Raw genomic sequence first — 20564 nt, 5'->3', positions numbered from 1 at the left:
GCCTGCTCCTACCGGTGTTCAGTAAACATCACGCAAATAACGCCGCGCTTTGCTCATCTCGCTGACGTAGAGCGTGGCCGCAGCGGCGCTCATCTTGCCGTGGCGCTGCACGATCGCCTTGAGCGCAGCGTCCACGTCCTTGGCCATGCGCGCGGCGTCGCCGCAGACACACACATGGGCACCTTGCTCCAACCACTGCCACAACTCGGCTCCCGCTTCGAGCATGCGCTGCTGCACGTAGACCTTCTCGTCCTGGTCACGGGAGAACGCCGTGTCGAGCTTTTGCAACACGCCGTTGCGCTGCCAGTCGCGTAGTTCTTCGCGGTAGTAGAAGTCGGTGCGGGCCCGCTGCTCGCCGAAAAACAACCAGTTGCGTTTGCTGCCCTGCGCCTCGCGCTCCTGCAAGAACGCTCGAAACGGTGCAATACCGGTGCCAGGACCGATCATGATCAGCGGCGTACTGGGGTTCTCCGGCACATGGAAGTGCGCGGAAGGTTGCAGGTAGATACGCACACCGTGCTCGCCGGCGCGGTCGGCGAGGAAGGTCGAGCAAACGCCGCCGCGCGCCTGGCCTTCATGCCGGTAGCGCACGGTGGCGATGGTCAGGTGCACTTCGTCAGGCGTCAGGGCTGGGCTCGAGCTGATGGAATACAGCCGCGGTTGCAGCGGTTTGAGCAGGCGTACCCATTGCTGCGCGTCGAGCGCGAGGGGAAATTCGCGCAGCAATGTAGGCAACTGCCGGCCCCACAGCCAGGCCTGCAAGGCGGTGTGCTGCTTCTCTTCCAGCAGGGCGCCTAGCCGCTCGTTGCCGGGTTGGGCCGCGACCCGGTGCAGCAGGTCAGGGCTGATGCGGGCGATTTCCAGGCGCTCGCCCAGGGCGATACGCAGCGGCATGGGCGGCTGTTCGTCGAGATGCACCGGGGTGTCGCCGTCCACGCCAATCAGGTTCAGCACCTCTTCCACCAAGGCGGGCGCATTGATCGGCCAGACGCCCAGAGCATCGCCTGCGCGGTAGGGGAAGTGCTGCCCGGCCAGGTCGAACGCCAGGTGCCGGGTTTCCTTCTCGGCGCCTTCGCCGTTGAGCAGGCGGTTGGATAGCAGGCGCGTGTGCAGCGGGCGGGCGCGGGTATAGGGGTTGCGAGCGGCGTCGGCGGCCTCAGGGGCCGGGGAAGACTGCGCAGCGGCCACGGCACCTTTGGAGCGACCCGCACCCAGCTTGCCGCACAGTTCGACCAGCCAGCTTTCGGCCGGCGCCTGATAGTCCGGCTCACAGTCCAGGCGCGGCTGGATGCGCTCGCTGCCCAGCGCGGCCAGGCGCTCGTCGAGCTTGCGGCCAAAGCCGCAGAACTGCTGATAGCTCGAGTCGCCCAGCGCCAGCACGCCGAAACGGCTGTCGCGCAGGCTGTCGGGCGCGGCGCCGGCCAGCGTTTCCCAGAAGGCGACGGCGTTGTCCGGCGGGTCGCCATCACCAAACGTGCTGGCCACCAGTAACACGCCCGCGGCGCTGCGCAGGTGCTTGAGCTCGACGCTGTCCATGGCCTGTACACGAGCGCGCTGGCCGGCGTTGCCCAGGCGCTGTGCGCACAGCGCGGCGAGGGCTTCGCTGTTGCCCGTCTGCGACGCCCAGAGCACCAGCCATTCGGCAGCGGGCGCACAGGCCTGCACCTCCGCAGCGGGCGCGGCGCCCCCAGCACGCGAGAACATACCGGCCAGCAGGCCATTGAGCAGCAGTCGCTGCTCGGGGGCCAGGGGCGCCTGCTCGGGAATCGTCGGTACGCCGCCATGCGGGGCCTCGGCGCTGCGCAGGCCCAGCAGGTAGCCATGCAGGTAGGCTTGCGCGTCGGCGTGCAGGGTCAAGGGCGCGGCGGCCGGCAGGTTCAGCAGGCGTGCCAGGTGATCAATCTGCATGGGGGCGTACACCTGGGTTGTATCCATTGAAGGCAGCGCTGTGGGCGGCTCTGCGTCGGGCACCGGGTGCAGCGCTACGGCGCAGTACTTGAAGGCCGGTTGCAGTGAGAGCGGATCGACCGCGTCGCTGGTTACGGCATTGACCGCCAACCCCTCACCGAACACGTCGTTCCAGTGGAACGGCGCGAAGCAATTGCCCGGCCGCACGCGGTCGCTGAGCACCGCCGGTAGCAACGCCACGCCACGCCGCGAGCGCACCTGCACCGGCTTGCCCGGTACCAACCCCAGACGCTCGGCATCGCTGGGGTGGATTTCGACAAAGGGCCCCGGGTTGAGGCGGTTTAGCGCCGGCACCTTGCCGGTCTTGGTCAGGGTGTGCCACTGGTGCTGCACGCGACCGGTGTTGAGCACCAGCGGGAACTCGTCGTCGGGCAGCTCGGCGGGCGGCAGGTGCGGCCGGGCGAAGAACTGCGCCTTGCCACTGGCGGTGGGAAAACGCAGCTCGGCGCTACCGGCCTGGCGGTAGCGGATCGGGTTGCGCACGGCAGTCTCGGCCGTGGCGCAGGGCCATTGCAGTGGCTGCTCGCGCAGGCGCGCATGGCTGGCGCCGCGTAGATCGTAGCCGGTCTTGGGGTTGGCGGTGCGCTTGATCTCTTCGAAGACCTGAGCCGCATTGCTGTAGCTGAACGCCTCCGTATAGCCCATGGCACAGGCGATCCGCGCGATAATCTGCCAGTCCGGCAGGGCCTCGCCGGGCGGCTGTACGGCCTGCTGGGTGAGCGTCAGGTTGCGCTCGGAGTTGATCATGACGCCTTCAGCCTCGGCCCACAGCGCGCCGGGCAGGAGGATGTCGGCGTAGCGGTTTGTTTCGGTGTCGAGGAAGGCTTCCTGGGTGATCACCAGCTCGGCCTGGCGCAACCCGTCGATTACCTGCTGACGGTTGGGCACGCTAGCCACCGGGTTGGTGCAGATGATCCAGCAAGCCTTGATCTGGCCGGCGGCCATGGCACGGAACATGTCGACGGTGCCGGTGCCCGCGTCGGTGCGCAGGCTGCCTGCCTCGAGGCCCCACAGCTGCTCGATGAAGGCACGGTCCTCGGCCACCAGCGCCGAGCGCTGGCCTGGCAGGCCCGGCCCCATGTAGCCCATCTCGCGGCCGCCCATGGCGTTGGGTTGGCCGGTCAGCGAGAACGGGCCGCTACCGGTACGGCAGATGGCGCCTGTAGCCAGGTGCAGGTTGCACAGGGCATTGGTGTGCCAGGTGCCTTGCACGCTCTGGTTCAGGCCCATGGTCCAGCAGCTCATCCAGTTGCTCGCCTCGCCGATCCAGCGTGCGGCCTGGCGGATGTCAGCCTCGGCCAGCCCGGTCACCTGCGCCACATAGGCTGGGGTGTAGGTGTGCAGAAAGTCTTCCATCACCTCCCAGCCTTCGGTGAAGTCAGCGATGAAGGCAGGATCGGTCAGGCCGTCTTCGACCAGCAGATGCAACAGGCCGTTAAGCAGGGCCAGGTCGCTGCCGGGGGCGATCTGCAGGTAAAGGTCGGCTTTGTCCGCAGTGCCGGTGCGCCGGGGGTCGACAACGATCAGCTTGGCCCCGGCCTTGAGCCGATCGAGCAGGCGCAGGAAGAGGATCGGGTGGCAGTCTGCCATGTTCGCGCCGATCACCAGGAACACGTCGCTGTGCTCGAAGTCGTCGTAGGCGCCGGGCGGGCCGTCGGCGCCGAGCGAAAGCTTGTAGCCGCTGCCAGCGCTGGCCATGCACAGGCGCGAGTTGGATTCGATGTGCTGGCTGCGGATGAAACCTTTGGTCAGCTTGTTGGCCAGGTATTGCGCCTCCAGCGACATCTGCCCGCTCACGTACAGGGCGAAGGCGTCCGCGCCGTGTTCGTCGATGATGGCGCGCAACCGGCTGGCGGTGGCCTCGATGGCCTGGTCGATGCCGACGCGCACCGGGTCGCGCTGGCGCTGTTCGCGCATGAAGGCGTGCTGCATGCGCCCGGCATCGGCCACAGGCACAGCGCAGGTGCTGCCTTTGGTGCACAGGCGACCGGTATTGCTCGGGTGCTGCTTGTCGCCTGAAACCTTCACGATCAGGCCGTGTTCCACCTGCATGACGATGCCGCAGCCCACCCCGCAATAGGGGCAGACGCTGCGTACGGTTTTGCTGGGCTCGAGCAGGGAGTTGGTCATCGCGGTGCTCTCTTGCTTGAACGACGAAGGCGCCATGCCGCCCCTGCGTTTTTCAACGGGAGCTGCACGGCGCCTTTGTCGTGAGGTATTGCCTGGAAGTACGGCCATCGTCGTTGACGGCCTTTGTCTGGGTGTAGCAATGCCTGGGCCAACACCAGGTCAAGGCCTGTGTGAACGCTGCGCCGCTGTGATTCCGCCCGACAGGTCGCTCTCGACCAGGCGTATATGGGGTGGGATGGCCGCTTCGTGCTGGGGCGGCCGGGGTGGGTTCGCACCGTTTTGGAACATTGACAGGCATTCTTTTACCCTCACCACGTTCAAGAAGCCCGCATCAAGTCGTGTACGCGGCTTTGTGGCTTTGTGGCACAACCGCTGCATAGTGATTGGCAACCGCTGCACAGTGTCAGCGGGCCCCTTGTCGATCAACGGCGATCGAGCGGCCGCAACCGGCCCAAGGAATAAAAACTGCGCCAGGCCCATGGGCCGGCAGCGAGAACAGGCAATGGCGCCTGGAACCTTTGGGTTCCAGGCGTTTTTTTTTTGCTTCGCGACAACCGGATCGGCTTGAGAGGTGCTCCATGAACAGCGAATTGGCGAGTGATCTGAAAAACCTCGTGGTAATCGGCAACGGCATGGTCGGCCACCACTGCGTCGAGCAGTTGGTGGAAGGCGGGGCGTTGAGCCGCTTCCGCATTCACGTGTTCAGCGAAGAGCCGCAGCGCGCCTATGACCGCGTGCACCTGTCCGAATACTTCGGCGGCCGCGACGCCGAGTCCCTGGCTCTTGGCGATGCCGCGTTGTATCAGGGTGAAGGCGTGACGCTGCATCTTGGCGTGCCGGTGCTGGAGATCGACCGCGCACGCCAGGTGGTGATCACCGCCAACGGTTGCGTGCCTTACGTGCACTTGATCATGGCCACCGGCTCCTATCCCTTCGTGCCGCCGATCGAAGGCGCGGCGGGCGATTCGCGGCTGGTCTACCGGACCTTGGCCGACCTCGACATCCTTCGCGCCGCTGCCGGCAACGCCCGTCGCGGGGTGGTGGTTGGCGGCGGCCTGCTCGGGCTGGAGGCGGCCAACGCGCTGCGCAGCCTGGGCCTTGAAGCCCATGTGGTGGAATTCGCACCGCGGCTGATGCCGGTGCAGTTGGACGAAGCGGGTGGCGTGGCGCTCAAGGCGCGTATCGAGGCGCTGGGCGTGCAGGTGCACCTGTCGCGCAGCACCCAGTCGATCACCCCCGGTGAGGGCCACCGTTTCCGCATGAACTTCGCCGGCGGCGACTACCTGGAAACCGATCTGGTGGTGTTCTCCGCCGGCATCCGCCCGCAAGACGCGCTGGGCAAGGCTTGCGGGCTCGAACTGGGCGCCCGTGGCGGCATCGCCATCGACGGCGCCTGCCGCAGCAGCGACCCACGCATTTCAGCCATCGGCGAATGCGCGGCCTGGAACGGCAGCGTGTTCGGCCTGGTGGCGCCGGGTTACCAGATGGCCCGCAGTGTGGCGTCGCAGCTCTGCGAACAGGGCAGCGAGCCGTTCGCCGGTGCCGACATGTCGACCAAGCTCAAGCTGCTCGGCGTCGACGTCGGCTCCATCGGCGATGCCCATGGCGCCAGTGCCGGAGCGCGCAGTTACCGCTTCATCGACGAAGCCACTGCCAGCTACCGCCGCCTGGTGGTTTCAGCCGACGGCAAGCAGGCCATTGGTGCCGTGCTGGTAGGCGACAACAGCTACTACGACACCTTGCTGCAATACATTCAAAACGGCATCGCGCTGCCCGCCGACCCGGCTTCGCTGATCCTGCCGTTGGGTGGGGCGGCGCCGGCGCTGGGCGTCGACGCACTGCAGGCCACCGCCACGCTTTGCTCATGCCACAACGTCAGCAAAGGTGCGGTCTGCAGTGCCATCGACGGTGGTTGTACCGACCTTGCCAGCCTCAAGTGCCAGACCAAGGCCGGCACCGGCTGCGGCGGCTGCGCCGGCCTGCTCAAGCAAGTCTTCGAGCACGAACTCACCGCCCGCGGCGTCGCCGTCGACAAGCGCCTGTGCGAGCACTTCGCCTACACTCGCCAGGAGCTGTATTCGCTGGTGCGCGTCGAGCGCATCGAGACCTTCGACGCGCTCCTGGCCCGCCACGGCAATGGCCACCTGGGCTGCGACATCTGCAAGCCCGTGGTCGGCTCGATCCTCGCCTCGTGCTGGAACCGGCCGATCATGGAGCCGTGGCTGGTGCCGCTGCAGGACACCAACGACACGTTCATGGCCAACATGCAGAAGAACGGCACCTACTCGGTGGTGCCACGCATTCCCGGCGGCGAAATCACACCCGATGGGCTGATAGCCATCGGCGCGGTGGCTAAGAAATACGACCTTTACACCAAGATCACAGGCGGCCAGCGCATCGACCTGTTCGGTGCCCAGCTGCACGAGCTGCCGGACATCTGGGCCGAGCTGATCGCAGCCGGTTTTGAAACCGGCCATGCCTACGGCAAGTCGACCCGTACGGTGAAGAGCTGCGTCGGCAACACCTGGTGCCGCTACGGCGTGCAGGACAGCGTGCAGATGGCCCTGCGCATTGAAGAGCGTTACAAGGGCTTGCGTGCCCCGCACAAGCTCAAGTTCGCCGTGTCGGGCTGCACTCGCGAGTGCGCCGAAGCGCAGAGCAAGGACGTTGGCGTGATCGCCACCGAGAACGGCTGGAACCTCTACATCAGCGGAAACGGCGGCATGCGTCCACGCCATGCCGAGCTATTTGCCACCGACCTCGATGACGACACCCTGATCCGCTACATCGACCGCTTTCTAATGCTCTACATCCGCACCGCCGACAAGCTGCAACGCACCTCGGTGTGGCGAGAAAGCCTTGAAGGCGGCCTGGACTACCTCAAGGCGGTGGTGATCGACGACAGCCTGGGCCTGGCCACCGAGCTCGAAGCGCAGATGCAGCTGGTGGTCGACCGCTACGAGTGCGAATGGGCCAACGCCTTGAAAGACCCGGAAAAACTCAAGCGCTTCCGTACCTTCGTCAACGCCAGTGGCGCCGACCCGGACGTGCAGTTCGTCCAGGAACGCGGCCAACGCCGGCCGGCCCGGGCGGAAGAAATGAGCCTGATCGATGCGACGGAGGTGGTCTGATGCCTGGCATGAATGCAATGCGGATTGAAACGGGTAATGGTTGGAGACGAGTTTGCGGGCGCCGCGATCTGGTGGCTCATTCCGGCGTGGTCGCGCTACTGGGCGGCCATCAGATCGCCTTGTTCTACGTGCCGGGCGAGCAGGGCGAGGGCCAGGTGTTTGCCCTCGACAACCGCGACCCACGCTCAGGTGCAAACGTGATCGGCCGTGGGCTGCTCGGGAGCATGGCGGGCAAACTGGTGGTGGCTGCGCCCTTGTACAAACAGCATTTCGGGCTGCACGACGGTCTGTGCGTGGAGGCGCCGACGGAGCGGTTGCGGGTATGGCCCGCCCGACTTCGCGGGGATGATGTGGAGATCGACACTGCCCAAGGTGCGTCAGTACCCGGTCAGGATGCTGGTGATCACCCCAGTGGCAATCGCCACTAGCACGTAGTCGCCGTTGATGCGCAACCACCGGTGGTCGGGTGGTGGCGCGGACAGCTGGCGCGCGCGCCAGTCGGTGACCCAGTAGCGGTCGTCGCGGTACTGCGGCTCTACCACGCGCCCGCGCTGCCACTGCTGGTGGGGCACCGTGGCACTGAGGGGCTTGCAGATTATGACCACGGGCTTGCGTAAGGTATCTCCAGCAGGAGGTAAAGATCGGGTATTGCCTGAGCGCAAGGTGCACTGACAGAACGCAATGGGCGGGTGCATTTTAGGAACTCGAGGGCTTTCGGTAGGGCAATCGGCAGTGTGGTGCTGATTTTCAAGCTGGCAGACGTTTAATCAGCATAATATTGCTGGTTTCCACCTTAGACTCTATGATAATCAGCATTAAAGTACTGATTTAGGCTGCCAGGATGCCGTTTCGAATCACTATCCAAGCCTTCTCAAAAGGTGCATGGCACGATGCAGCGTTGCTTTCGATTCAGAACCCGGAGCACGTCGAGCAAGGCATGTCTTTTGTGGCGTACGACACTGACTACATCGTTGCCAACTTTGATCGCATCGAAGACCGGTGCGAACTGGCCCTAAGCGTTAACCTGCCGCTGAACTGGGACCACCATGACGTCAAGGGCTATCCAGCATTCCTCTATGACATGATTCCCTCGGGTGCTGCCAAGGAGTCCCTCGAAGCCCGTTACGGGCGCTTGAAACCCGAGGGGCTGGAAATGGGGCTGTACCTTCTAAGCCGCTTCACACCAGCTCCTATTGGGCATCTGCGCATCAAGGAGTCCGTTGAAGGCCTCCAGCCGGATCGAAATGAGGCTTTCGCGCGTGTCGAGGTCGTGGTCAGGACCAACGAGTTCCTCGAGTACGCCTACGAAACCGGCGCAGCGTTGGGCGGCGCTACGGGCGCCAACGGGCAAGCTCCCAAGCTGCTGATGACCGAAGCCCGCGATAGCGCTCTGTACGCTGACGCGATGCTTCCCGATGAACAGGCGTGTCGTCACTGGCTGATCAAGTTCGCGCGTAACAAAGGTGGCGAGCGCGACAAGGACATCCTGCGAACAGAGTTCCATTACTACAAGGCTGTTGCCGCCCTGGGCCTTGATACCGTATCAACTGAGGGTTTAGCGCTTGAAGAGTCACTGAAGCCAAGCCTATGGATGCAACGGTTTGACCGCAGAATAGTGAATGGCAGGGTAGAGCGCCTACCGGTGGAGTCGGTGTACTCGGTCTGCGGCGTTACCGGCTACGGGCAGATGATGAAGCACGTTGAAGTGGTTCACCGGCTGGTAGAACTGTGGACCCGTAACGGCCAGCAGGATGAAGTGGACGACTTGGTATTCGAGTACGTGCAGCGTGATCTACTGAATCGAATTCTGGGGAACACCGATAACCACGGCCGCAACACGTCCATTATCCGTATAGGTGGAAGGTTTTGTTTAGCTCCCATCTATGACCTCGCGCCCATGATCCTGGATGAGGAAGGTATCACGCGAACGACGAAGTGGGCGGCGGAGCGCAAAGGTTCTTCCAACTGGAGGGACAATTGCGCTGAGCTTATCAATTACACCGATCCCGACGTTCTGCTGCAACGGTTGATGAATGCAGCTGAAAACTTCAGGGCGTTGCCCGATTTGCTGACCGAAGCCCCTGAATTGATGCGAAATGCAGCTTCCCTACCCGTGAACAACTTGGATAAGCGACTTGTGGAGTGGGGGCTGCGATGAAAAAACTACAGCCTGAAGAGCGTGCTCAGCTCGTGGAGGAGATCGTCGAGCGCAATGCGGCGGGGTTCGACCCCATCGGGGCATCCATCCGCCGTCTGCGGCTCGAAGTCACCGGGCTTGACCAAGAAACGTTCGCGGCAATGTGCAAGATGTCTACAAAAAGCTTGTACGAACTGGAGAGCGGAAAGTCGAACCCGAAACTCAGTACTTTGGAGGCCGTTCTGCGTCTGTTTGGTGTACGGATGGGGATGGTGATGGCTGCCAAGACTAAGCATGCAATGACGACCGTCGGCAACACTGTGGGTCAGTTGGAATCTGTTGCGCCAACCACGGTAGCCGCGCCAACGGGCGCGGGCCTTTTGCCGCTGGCCAGTACGTATGTGGCCGGACCAAAACGAGGGAAAAGCCCTGCGGCCGCCAAAGCGAAGAAAGCCTTGTCGGGCCCGGCGTCGTCACGGGCACGAAAAAGGCGTGATGAGAAGTGAGCGTGTTGGGATGAAAGTGAAAGCCTCATCCCGTTTTCCTTGTGCACTGCAATCCCCTATACAAACGTGCGCGACTCACGCCGACGATCCTGGTTAAGCAACGCCTCGATCTTCTGTAGCGCACGCCCCAGCTCGGCCTGGTCCTTGGCGCCACCCAGGGATATACGCAAGCAATTGGGCGCAGGTACAGCCGCTGCAAACGACTGCCCCCCGGCCACGCTGACCCCCTGCTCGCGCAGCGCATGGGTGAACAGCTCCTGGTTCCACTGCGTCGGCAGTTCAAGCCACACGTGCAGCCCGGTCGGGTGCGTCTGGTACGGGTGCGACAGCAGCGTGCGCGCCAGCCGCTGTCGCGCGCGGGTTTCGCGCTGGATTTCCTGCACCAGCTGCGTTGCGCTGCCACTGTTGATCCATTGCTCAACCAGCGCCAGCAGCAGGGCGGAGCAGCCCATGCTCGAGGCGCGCAGGCTGAGCTGCAATTGCTGGCCATCGTCCCCGTGCGGGGGTAACACGAACGACGTGCGCAAACTTGGCCACAGGCATTTGGACAAGGAGGCCAGGTAATAGGTGTTGCGGCGCCCAGTGAGCGTGGCGATCGGTGGCGGGGCATCGTCGAGCAGATAGCGGTAGGGGTCGTCCTCAATCAAGGTGATGCCGCGTCGCAGTATCACGTCGGCAATCTCCTGGCGCCTGCCCAATGGCATGGTGTGCGCCGTCGGGTTGTGGAACGTCGGATTGAGGTACAGCAGCCGTGCGCCGCTTTCCTGGCAAGCTTGTTCCAGGGCGTCGGGTTGCATGCCGTCCGCGCAGCTCGCCACTGGCCAGAGCCGCACGCCAAGCTGCTCGGCTGCCAGCAACAAGCCTGGGTAGGTGACGGCGTCGCACAGCACGGCATCCCCCGGGCGTGTCCTTGCGCTGAGTATCGCGAAGATCGCCGCCTGCGAACCCGAACACACCACCAAGCCCTCGCCGCTCAGCTCGCCGATGGCAGGGCGCAGCCAGCTTTGGGCAGCGTGCAGCAGTGAGCGCGGCGGCAACTCATGCTGGTAAATCGAAAGCGCCTCGATGCTATGGCGGGCAAACAGCTCAGCCATTGCACTGCCTGCTTGTTCGGTCATCGAGCCATTGGCCGGCTGTGGCGGAATGTTCATGGCCAGGTCGACGTTCAGGGGCAGGTCAGGGTTACCGCCCCCCATGACGAACGACCCACGCCCGGTATACGACGCGATCAGGCCGCGATTACGCGCTTCGTTGTAGGCGCGGGTAATGGTGGTGAGGTCGACGCCCAGGTGCGCCGCAAGCGTGCGTTGCGGGGGCAGGACATCCCCTTGCTGAAGAAATCCAGATTGTATGGATTTTTCCAGCATATCTATTATCTGTATGTATTTTGCCCCGGATCCTGCGGTGAATGGCCTTGTCCAGGCAATTTCACTAGTCAAAGTTGATTCATCACGAGGGCTCATAGCACTTCCTACAGTTGTAAATCCATACGCTCAGGAATATCATGGCATACGTTTTCTAAATATTCCATACAATCAAATAGAGTATGGATTTGTGCGTAGGCACCGGTATGGCGCTGCAGGTTGCAACCATAAGCGCTTCCGGGTTGCCAGTCATGGAGATGTTTGATGAGCGACTGCCATCTGATCTGTGCCAACCGTCTGGATGACGGTGCTGTGGTGTGGCTGGATGCACAGTATGAATGGGTCGAAAGCGTATGTCTGGCTGCTGCTTTCAGCCCCGATGCGCTGCCTGCCGCCAATGATGCTGCACAGGCCTGGGTACGCGACAACCATGTGGTTGGCCCGCTGCCTTGTGCGGCATCGCTGGTAGAGGGCTTGCCCGTACCCGATAGCCTGCGCGAGCGGCTGCGGGCACAGGGGCCCTCTATCCGCACCGACCTGGGTAAACAGGCGCAGGCAGCACGCCCAAGCGGGGGCGCCTCGAGTGAACGGCCGCTCGTGCCGATGGCGGCCGGCAAGGCCGGGGTCTACCAGTACGACCCGTTCGAGCGTGACTTCCTCAAGGAGCGCGCGCAGCAGTTTGGTCAGCAGGTGGCCAGGCGCCTCAGTGGCGAGCTGGACGAGGAGGCGTTCAAAGTCTATCGGCTGATGAACGGCCTGTACCTGCAATTGCACGGTTACATGCTGCGGGTAGCGATCCCGTACGGCACGCTGAGCGCCGTGCAACTGCGCCAGCTGGCCTACGTGGCGCGCACCTACGACAAAGGTTACGGTCACCTCACCACGCGCCAGAACATTCAGTTCAACTGGCCGCACCTGGCCGATACACCGGAAATACTGTCGGTGCTGGCCGACGCCGATCTGCACTGTATCCAGACCAGCGGCAACTGCATTCGGAACGTGACCACCGACCACTTTGCCGGCGCTGCCGCCGACGAGGTGGTGGACCCGCGGGTGCACGCCGAGATTCTGCGCCAGTGGTCCACCGACCACCCGGAATTCACCTACCTGCCGCGCAAGTTCAAGATCGCCATGACCGGCAGCCCTAAAGACCGCGCTGCAGTGCGCTTTCATGACATCGGCATCCTTGCGCAGCGCAATGCCGTGGGCGAGGTGGGTTTCGAGGTGTATGCCGGGGGTGGCCTGGGGCGTACGCCAATCGTCGGCACGCGAGTACGCCAATGGCTGCCCGAGCGCGACCTGTTGCGTTACGTCGAGGCGATCCTGCGGGTGTACAACGCCCTGGGGCGGCGCGACAACCTGTACAAGGCGCGTATCAAGATACTGGTACGTGAACTCAAGCCCGGCCGTTTCATCGAGATGATCGAGCATGAGTTCTGCAGCCTGCCGAGTGACCGCCAGTACCTGGAACCCGAGATCGTCCAGGCCATCCATGCGCGTTTCGTGCAACCGGCCTTCGAGTCGCTGCCCGGGCTGTGCGATGAGTATTTGACTGCACGCGCCGAAGACCCGGCATTCGCTGCCTGGGTGCGCACCAATACCCACCCGCACAAGCAGCCTGGCTATATCAGCGCGGTGGTTTCCCTGAAGCCGCCAGGGGGCATTCCGGGCGACGTCAGCGCCGAGGAAATGCTGCAGGTGGCTGACCTCGCCGAAGCTTACTCGCTGAACGAGATTCGCGTGTCCCACGAGCAGAACCTGGTGCTGCCGCACATCCGCCAGCGCGACCTGTACACGGTGTGGCAAGCACTGCGCGCGGCGGGCCTGGCAACGGCCAACGTGGGCTTGTTGTCTGATTCCATCGCCTGCCCGGGCATGGATTACTGCAGCCTTGCCACCGCCCGCTCGGTGCCGGTTGCACAGCGCATCGCCCAGCGCTTCGATGGCCCACGCCAACGTGAAATCGGTGAGTTGAAGCTCAACGTCTCCGGTTGCATCAACGCCTGCGCTCACCACCATGTAGCGCATATCGGCGTCCTCGGCCTGGACAAGGCAGGCCATGAAAATTACCAGATCACCCTGGGTGGCAGCGCCGAGGAAGACGCGGCGGTGGGCACCATCCTCGGGCGCTCCGTGCCTTATGAGCAAGTGCCCGAGGTGATCGAAGCACTCATTGATATCTACCTGGCACTGCGCCAGGCGGATGAACGCTTCCTCGACACCTATCGGCGGGTGGGTATTGCGCCGTTCAAGGAGGTGCTGCGTGATGCTCATTGATCGACACGGCCTGCCGCAGCACGACCCGTGGCATTACCTGGCCTGCGACGAAACGCCTTCCTTCTCCCCCAGCACCGTGGTGCACCCGGCGCAATGGAACGACTACCACATGCGCTTCGGCCTGCCGGCCCAGGGCCTGTGGCTGGCCGGCGACCAGGCGCTTGAAGAGGTGCAGGCGGTGCTCGGGCAATTGACCCTGATCGTGGTGGAGTTTGCCAAATCCCGTGATGGCCGTGGGTTCACCTTGGCGCGCCGGTTGCGCGAACGCCACGGTTTCACCGGCGACCTGCGAGCGGCCGGGCCGTTGTTGCCCGACCAGTTCGCAATGCTCATGCAGTGCGGTTTCAGCAGTGTGCTGGTGTCGCCTGCCATTCCCCTGGTGCGTTGGCAGGAAGCCGCAGTCGCCATTCAACACGCCCGACCGAGGACCCTGCTCGAGCGCCTTTCCCAACGTAATGAGGTATAAGCCGTGTCTGGCCTGACAGCGCTTGAACTGGCCCGCATACAGTTCGGTTTCACCGTGACGTTTCATATCGTCTTCCCGGCAATCACCATCGGCCTGGCGGCATTTCTGGCCATGCTGGAAGGGTTGTGGTTGTGGAAAAAAGACGACGCCTACCTCGACCTCTACCACTTCTGGTCGAAAATCTTCGCCGTCAACTTCGCCATGGGCGTTGTGTCCGGGCTGGTGATGGCCTATCAGTTTGGTACCAACTGGAGTTTCTATTCGCAATTCGCGGGCAGCATCACCGGCCCGTTGCTCACCTACGAGGTGCTCACCGCCTTCTTCCTGGAGGCGGGCTTTCTCGGTGTGATGCTGTTCGGCTGGCACAAGGTCGGGCGCGGTCTGCATTTTTTCGCCACGGTGATGGTCGCAGTCGGCACGATGATTTCAGCCACCTGGATTCTTGCCTCCAATAGCTGGATGCAAACGCCCCAGGGGCACGAGGTGGTCAACGGTGTAGTGATCCCGGTGGACTGGCTCGCGATCATCTTCAACCCGTCCTTCCCCTATCGCCTGGCGCACATGGTCACCGCCGCCATGTTGTCGACAGCGCTGTTCGTCGGCGCTTCGGGCGCATGGCACCTGCTCAGGGGCAACAAGACCCCGGCAGTGAAACGCATGTTCTCGATGGCGTTGTGGATGCTGCTGTTCACTGCGCCGTTGCAGGTGCTGATCGGTGACGTGCATGGCCTGAATACGCTCAAGCACCAGCCCGCAAAGATCGCTGCTGTCGAGGGTCACTGGGCCAACGTACCGGGTGAAGGGGTACCGCTGATTCTCTTCGGGCTGCCGGACATGGACGCGGAAACCACCCGCTTCAAGGTCGAGATCCCGCGGTTGGCGAGCCTGATCTTGACCCACTCGCTGGATGGGCAGATAGCCGGCCTGAAAGACTTCCCGCGTGAAGACCGGCCCAACGCCACCGTGCTGTTCTGGAGCTTCCGGGTGATGGTCGGGCTTGGCCTGCTGATGGTGCTGCTTGGCGGCTGGGGCGCCTGGGTGCGCTGGCGCGGCCGCTTGTATCAGTCGCCGATGCTGGCACGCTTCGCCCTGTGGATGGGGCCATCTGGCCTGATCGCCTTGCTGGCGGGTTGGTATGTGACCGAAATCGGCCGCCAGCCTTGGGTGGTGTATGGGCTGATGCGCACCAAGGACGCGGTTTCCGAGCATTCGGCAATGACCCTCAGCATCGGCCTGGTGGTGCTGGTGGTGATGTACCTGGGCATCTTCGGCACGGGCATCGGCTACATGCTGCGCCTGGTGCGCAAAGGGCCACAGCCACATGAGCCGCACCCTGTGGACATCGCTGACAACCAGCGCCCGGCCCGCCCGCTGTCGGCAGTGGACGAGTCGCTCTATTGCGCCCCCAACACCACACATTGACTGACGGGAGACGTTGTCATGGGTATTGATCTTCCGCTGATCTGGTTTCTGATCATCGGCTTTGGGGTGATGATGTATGTCATCACCGACGGCTTCGACCTGGGGATTGGCATTCTTTTTCCCTTCATCCGTGACCGTGAACACCGCGACACCATGGTCAACACCGTGGCACCGGTGTGGGATGGCAACGAGACCTGGCTGGTGCTGGGCGGGGCAGGCTTGATGGCGGCCTTTCCGAAGGTCTACGCGATCCTGCTGAGCGCGCTGTACCTGCCGGCGCTGGGCCTGCTGGCCGGGCTTATCTGGCGGGGCGTGTCGTTCGAGTTCCGCTTCAAGGCCGACGAGGCGCACAAGCCATTCTGGGACCGCGCATTCATGTCCGGCTCGTTCGCCGCAGCGTTCTTCCAGGGCGTGATTCTGGGAGCGTTCATCGAAGGCCATCAGATCGTCGATGGCGCCGCTACCAATGGCGTCATGAGCTGGCTGACGTTGTTCAACGTGTTCTGCGGATTGGGCGTGGTCGTGGCCTACGCGCTGCTGGGGGCCACCTGGCTGGTGTACAAGACGGAAGGGCCCCTGCAGGCCAGCATCATCCGCGCCGCCACGCCAATCACCCTGGCCACGGTGGCGACCATGTTGGTGGTCAGCATCTGGACGCCGATGACCCACCCGGCCATCTTCGAGCGCTGGTTCAGCCTGCCGAACTTCTGGTTCTTCCTGCCAGTACCCCTGCTGGTGCTACTGGCCACTTGGGCAATTTTGCGCTCGCTGCGTGGCGAGCCGCATGCCGGGCCGTTCGTATGGTCGCTGGTGCTGGTGTTCCTCGGTTACACCGGGCTGGTCATCAGCATCTGGCCTTACGTACTACCGCCCAGCCTGACCCTCTGGGATGCCGCAGGCCCTCCAGAGAGCCTGGGCTTCGCCCTGGTGGGGGCGCTGTTCATCATCCCGTTCATCCTCGGGTACTCGGCGTGGTCGTATTACGTGTTTCGCGGCAAGGTCAAGGTGGGCGAGGGCTATCACTGATGAGAAAGGGCAACTCGCAATCATCGCCAGGTGCGTTCAACAGGCTTCTGTGGATGGTGGGCATCTGGGGCGCCAGCGTTGCCGCGCTTGGCGTCATGGCCATGGCTGTACGCCTGGCCATGTCGCTGGCCGGCATGAAGCCTTGATTGCCACGCCTCATTAGGCGTTCTGGTAAAAGCTGGCCACCGGCAGTGGCCAGCTTCCCTTTACAGGCCCTGCCAGCCCAAGAGCAATGCCGGGGTCAATGGTTAACGGCTCTGCAGGCACGGCAGGCAATAAAACTCATTCGATCAGTGGCACGCCACTGAGCGCCTGTAATGCCTCGAACGAGAGGTCTGCGCAGATTTCCACGACTTTCAGCCCAGCAGGCGTCACATCCAGTACAGCTAGGTCCGTGTAGATGCGGCTCACGCAGCCAATACCCGTCAGCGGGTAAGTGCACGCGGGCACCAGCTTGCTTTCGCCAGTCTTGGTCAGGTGGTCCATCATCACGAACACCTGACGGGCGCCGGTGGCCAGGTCCATCGCGCCGCCCACGGCCGGGATCGAGCCTTCGGCGCCGGTGTGCCAGTTGGCCAGGTCCCCCTTGACCGAGACCTGAAACGCCCCCAGCACGGCGATATCCAGATGGCCGCCACGCATCATCGAGAACGAGTCGGCATGGTGGAAGTAGGCGCCACCGGTGAGCAGGGTCACGTGCTGTTTGCCAGCGTTGATCAGGTCGTCATCTTCCTCGCCAGGTGCCGGGCTTGGTCCCATCCCCAGCAGGCCATTTTCGCTGTGCAGAAACACTTCTTTGTCGCCCAGGTAGTTTGCTACCAGGGTGGGCGCGCCGATGCCCAGGTTCACATAGGCGCCTTCCTGGATATCCGCGGCCACGCGTTGGGCCATTTCGGCACGGGAGAGCTTTTTGTTGATGGTCATGGCAGGCCTCAGGATGCGTGAGCGATTGGAGCGGTGGTGGCGTCAGGGACGGCAACCACGCGCTGGACGAAAATACCCGGGGTGATGATATGTTCCGGGTCCAGCTCGCCCAGCTCGACGATCTGGTCAACCTGAACGATCGCGGTCTTGGCGGCCATGGCCATGATTGGCCCGAAGTTGCGTGCGGCCTTGCGGTAGGTCAGGTTGCCCCAGCGGTCCCCTCTGTGCGCCTTGATCAAGGCGAAGTCCGCGTGCAGCGGCATTTCCAGAACGTACTGGCGGCCATCGATTTCACGGGTTTCCTTGCCCTCGGCAAGCAGGGTGCCGTAGCCCGTCGGTGAAAAGAAGGCGCCAATACCTGACCCTGCGGCGCGAATGCGTTCAGCCAAGTTGCCCTGGGGCACCACTTCCAGTTCGATCTCGCCGGCGCGGTACAGTGCGTCGAACACGTAGGAATCTGACTGGCGCGGGAACGAGCAGATGATCTTGCGCACGCAGCCGGCCTTGAGCAAAGCGGCCAGGCCGGTGTCACCGTTACCCGCGTTGTTGCTGATGATGGTCAGCTCACGAGGGCGCAGGGCGATCAGCCCGTCGATGAGTGCAGAGGGCATACCTGCGTTGCCGAAACCACCGATCAGGAGGGTTGATCCGTCGGTAATGCCTGCCAAGGCGCTGGCGATGGACGAATGCGTTTTGTCGATCAAAGCGGGACTCCCCGTGAGTTCAGATGAAAGTTTCGGCACGAGGGATGGTAATAATCCGAATAGCGCCTGAAACGGATTGCAATTTCCGGACAGTTTGACTTAACCCGGAAACGCCGCCGAGAGGCGTGGGCTACTTGTGGGCGATTAACGAACCGTTGTTCAACAGCTTACTGGGGCTCGGTGGTCAAGCGAGGGTGCATGATCTAACCCAGCGCCTGAACACCTGCGCGACTCACGTGTGAATCAAATAGCCAGGGGTCAGCCGCCGGACACAGGCGCAACCCATGTTGGCCAAGGTTCGGCTAATTTCATCTTTGAAAATATCCAGCACGCTGGCCGCGCCTACTGTCCCGGCAGTAGCCAAACCATAAAGCAACGGGCGGCCGATGAGCACGCCGCTTGCGCCCAGCGCAAGTGCTTTCACAACATCCGATCCGCGACGAAAGCCGCTATCTACCAATACCTTGCCGGGGTGGGCTGTCGCAATCTGCTCCAGCACTGCCATGGGCGAGCAGCTTGAGTCCAATTGGCGGCCACCGTGATTTGACAAGATAACGCCGTCAGCACCCAGCTCGATGCAGTGTTTCACGTCATCCGGATGCAGAATGCCTTTGACCAATAGCCGATGTGGCCACAGGTCTCGCAGCCTTTTAAGGCCCGCCCAGTCAAAGCTGGCATCCATCTGGCGTGAGAGCAGTGCTGCCTGAAGTTCTGCATCGTAGGCTTGGGTGCTCGCGAAGTTGGCCAGTTGTGGCATACCTGCCGTCAGCAGGCGCAGCGACCAGCGCGGGTGCAGCATCCCATCGATAATCACGTTGGGCGTGTACTTGAACGGGAGGCCAAACCCGCTGCGTAGATCGCGTTCTCGCTTGCCGTTCACCGCTACGTCCGTGGTCAGGACCAAGGTTCGATAACCAGCAGCCAACGCGCGCTTAACCAGGTGTTCCGCTAATGTCGGGTGCACCACATAAAGCTGAAACCACAGATCGCCGCCAACCTGCTCGGCTACCTCTTCGATGGATGCGTTGGACGCGGTGGAGAGGATGAACGGTATACCGGCCTTCTTGGCGGCGCGTGCGAGTTCAAGGTCGCCCTTTGGCCAGAAAGCACCGCTGAGCCCCATTGGCGCTACGATCAAGGGCAGTGGCTGACTCACACCTAGAACCTCGGTGCTCAAGCTTGGCTGTGCCACGTTTATCAATCGGCGTGGGAGCAACTCCAGTGCATCAAATGCATCCAGGTTACGCTGTAGGCACTTCTCGTCATCAGCCCCACCTTCGAGGTAGTCGAATACCATTCGTGGGAGATGGCGGCGTGCAAGTTCTCTATAGCCGTTGACACTGAAAGCGCAGCTCATGACGTCCTCTAAGCCAGGCGAAATTGGGCATGGCTCAATGTAAAGAGGACGCTCTTCTGTATCAAATTGATATTAGGTCAGCTAAAAATAAGCACCGTCTATGGTAGTTGCCGTTTGATTAAACGGTACCCGTGTCATTGGCCGTCGTGGTTTTCTGGGCATCCAGGCTGCCAAGGCTGGTTTGTAACTGCCGCAGGAACCAGGTCAGGGCTGTGGATTGGGTACTGCGCGAGTGCCAGTGCAAGGACACCTCGAAACTCGGCACGTCGAATGGCAGTTCGAGGGTCTTGAGCTTTCTGGGTAACGGCATTTCGCAAAAGCTTTCGGCAATCTGGCTGGGCAGAATGCCCAGCAGGTCGCTGCCGGGAATCAACCGTGGAAGCACTGAAAAATGGGGCAGCCGCAATTTTATCCGGCGCTCCACGCCCAGCCGTTTCAGCGCATCTTCGGCCATGCCATGGCCAGAGGTGCGGGTAACCAGCACGTGGGGTTCGGCGAGGAACTGTTGCATGTTGATGGCATCCCCAATGCGGGGGTGAGCCGCGTCGAGCAGGCAGACATAACGCTCCTTCATCAGCACGCGAGAAACCACACCATTGTCACTGAGTTTCTGGCTGCAGATAGCGGCATCGATATGACCGTCGTTCAGCCAGGTGCCAACCTTGTCAATTTCCAGGGGCACGACTTCCAGCTCGATGTTCGGCGCTGCTCGGCCAAGGCAATCCATCAGCCGAGGTAACAGTGCCATCTCCCCTAGGTCCGATAGGGCCAGGCGGAATTGTCGCTGTGAGTGGCTGGGGTCGAACTTGCGTGCCTCGCCCACCGCCGAGTCGATTGCCCGGGAAGCTTCCTTGAAGCTGCCGTAGAGCTGGGTGGCAAGCCGGGTGGGTTGCATGCCCTGGCGGTTGCGCACGAACAAAGCGTCATCGAACTGCTCCCTGAGCTTGGCCAAGGCGTAGCTCACCGACGGCTGGGTAACGAACAGCCGCTGCGCCGTGGTGGTCACGCTGCGGGTTTCGTACAGGGTGATGAAAGTGGTGATGAGGTTGAGGTCGAAGCTGGCCATGGTCGTGGTTGTCCGTGCACGGGTGGCGGATGAGGGGGCGAGCGCGTAGCTGGCACACTCACTAATATAGGCAGTATTTATACAGC

Annotated in this window: 15 protein-coding genes and 1 pseudogene; 9 read left to right on the top strand and 7 right to left on the bottom strand. The window is 62.7% G+C overall.

Annotated elements, in window-relative coordinates:
* Positions 1 to 18 precede the first annotated feature (18 nt).
* Positions 19 to 4098: a bifunctional nitrate reductase/sulfite reductase flavoprotein subunit alpha gene (locus IAE38_RS05940; protein ID WP_201216526.1), complete on the bottom strand. Its 4080-nt coding sequence runs from the start codon at positions 4096 to 4098 to the stop codon at positions 19 to 21.
* A gap of 578 nt (positions 4099 to 4676) precedes the next feature.
* Between IAE38_RS05940 and nirB the strand changes: the two genes are divergently transcribed.
* Together nirB and nirD are read left to right on the top strand one after the other, a co-directional pair.
* Positions 4677 to 7229: a nitrite reductase large subunit NirB gene (nirB, locus tag IAE38_RS05935; RefSeq protein ID WP_201216523.1), complete on the top strand. Its 2553-nt coding sequence runs from the start codon at positions 4677 to 4679 to the stop codon at positions 7227 to 7229.
* On the top strand, positions 7229 to 7657 hold the full coding sequence (nirD, locus tag IAE38_RS05930) for a nitrite reductase small subunit NirD (protein WP_442968265.1): 429 nt from the start codon (positions 7229 to 7231) through the stop codon (positions 7655 to 7657). The genes nirB and nirD overlap by 1 nt, the downstream gene beginning before the upstream one ends.
* On the opposite strand, the pseudogene IAE38_RS23845 reads toward nirD, so the two are convergent.
* Positions 7607 to 7801 (bottom strand): annotated as a pseudogene (locus IAE38_RS23845) (RcnB family protein); the annotation flags it as partial. The gene nirD and the pseudogene IAE38_RS23845 sit on opposite strands and share 51 nt — an antisense overlap.
* 269 nt (positions 7802 to 8070) lie before the next feature.
* Here IAE38_RS23845 and IAE38_RS05920 point away from each other — a divergent pair.
* On the top strand, positions 8071 to 9387 hold the full coding sequence (locus tag IAE38_RS05920; RefSeq protein ID WP_201216519.1) for a type II toxin-antitoxin system HipA family toxin: 1317 nt from the start codon (positions 8071 to 8073) through the stop codon (positions 9385 to 9387).
* Positions 9384 to 9872: a helix-turn-helix transcriptional regulator gene (locus tag IAE38_RS05915; protein WP_201216517.1), complete on the top strand. Its 489-nt coding sequence runs from the start codon at positions 9384 to 9386 to the stop codon at positions 9870 to 9872. The genes IAE38_RS05920 and IAE38_RS05915 overlap by 4 nt, the downstream gene beginning before the upstream one ends.
* A gap of 56 nt (positions 9873 to 9928) precedes the next feature.
* Here the strand turns inward: IAE38_RS05915 and IAE38_RS05910 are convergent, their stop codons facing one another.
* A complete protein-coding gene (locus tag IAE38_RS05910) occupies positions 9929 to 11335 on the bottom strand; it encodes an aminotransferase-like domain-containing protein (RefSeq protein ID WP_201216514.1) in 1407 nt (468 codons plus the stop codon).
* Positions 11336 to 11500: 165 nt separating this feature from the next.
* Between IAE38_RS05910 and IAE38_RS05905 the strand changes: the two genes are divergently transcribed.
* The 5 genes from IAE38_RS05905 to IAE38_RS05885 are packed head-to-tail and all read left to right on the top strand — an operon-like array spanning position 11501 to position 16573.
* The gene (locus tag IAE38_RS05905) at positions 11501 to 13513 is read left to right on the top strand and encodes a DUF2849 domain-containing protein (protein ID WP_201216512.1); all 2013 of its coding nucleotides are present in this window, start codon (positions 11501 to 11503) and stop codon (positions 13511 to 13513) included.
* Positions 13503 to 13979: a DUF934 domain-containing protein gene (locus IAE38_RS05900; protein ID WP_201216511.1), complete on the top strand. Its 477-nt coding sequence runs from the start codon at positions 13503 to 13505 to the stop codon at positions 13977 to 13979. Before IAE38_RS05905 ends, IAE38_RS05900 begins: the two co-directional genes overlap by 11 nt.
* Before the next feature lie 3 nt (positions 13980 to 13982).
* On the top strand, positions 13983 to 15401 hold the full coding sequence (locus IAE38_RS05895; RefSeq protein WP_201216508.1) for a cytochrome ubiquinol oxidase subunit I: 1419 nt from the start codon (positions 13983 to 13985) through the stop codon (positions 15399 to 15401).
* Between the two features lie 18 nt (positions 15402 to 15419).
* Positions 15420 to 16427: a cytochrome d ubiquinol oxidase subunit II gene (gene cydB, locus IAE38_RS05890; RefSeq protein WP_201216506.1), complete on the top strand. Its 1008-nt coding sequence runs from the start codon at positions 15420 to 15422 to the stop codon at positions 16425 to 16427.
* On the top strand, positions 16427 to 16573 hold the full coding sequence (locus IAE38_RS05885; RefSeq protein WP_201216504.1) for a DUF2474 domain-containing protein: 147 nt from the start codon (positions 16427 to 16429) through the stop codon (positions 16571 to 16573). The genes cydB and IAE38_RS05885 overlap by 1 nt, the downstream gene beginning before the upstream one ends.
* A 136-nt stretch (positions 16574 to 16709) precedes the next feature.
* On the opposite strand, the gene IAE38_RS05880 is transcribed toward IAE38_RS05885, so the two are convergent.
* The 4 genes from IAE38_RS05880 to IAE38_RS05865 all read right to left on the bottom strand — a co-directional run bounded on the left by IAE38_RS05880 (position 16710) and on the right by IAE38_RS05865 (position 20478).
* Entirely contained in the window at positions 16710 to 17351 is a 642-nt protein-coding gene (locus IAE38_RS05880) for a 3-oxoacid CoA-transferase subunit B (protein WP_201216502.1), read from the bottom strand.
* A gap of 8 nt (positions 17352 to 17359) precedes the next feature.
* Positions 17360 to 18055 carry a 3-oxoacid CoA-transferase subunit A gene (locus tag IAE38_RS05875; protein WP_028634622.1) on the bottom strand — a complete coding sequence of 232 codons (696 nt, stop codon included), beginning with the start codon at positions 18053 to 18055 and terminating at the stop codon, positions 17360 to 17362.
* Between the two features lie 232 nt (positions 18056 to 18287).
* Entirely contained in the window at positions 18288 to 19412 is a 1125-nt protein-coding gene (locus IAE38_RS05870) for an alpha-hydroxy-acid oxidizing protein (protein ID WP_201216499.1), read from the bottom strand.
* Positions 19413 to 19530: 118 nt separating this feature from the next.
* Complete coding sequence (locus IAE38_RS05865) at positions 19531 to 20478, bottom strand: LysR family transcriptional regulator (RefSeq protein ID WP_201216497.1); 948 nt, start codon at positions 20476 to 20478, stop codon at positions 19531 to 19533.
* Positions 20479 to 20564: the final 86 nt, after the last annotated feature.

The organism is Pseudomonas sp. S32 (assembly GCF_016648095.1).
Taxonomy (GTDB): domain Bacteria; phylum Pseudomonadota; class Gammaproteobacteria; order Pseudomonadales; family Pseudomonadaceae; genus Aquipseudomonas; species Aquipseudomonas parafulva.
The sequence above is the reverse complement of the archived record's forward strand: the minus strand, read 5'-3'. Positions and strand labels throughout refer to the sequence as shown.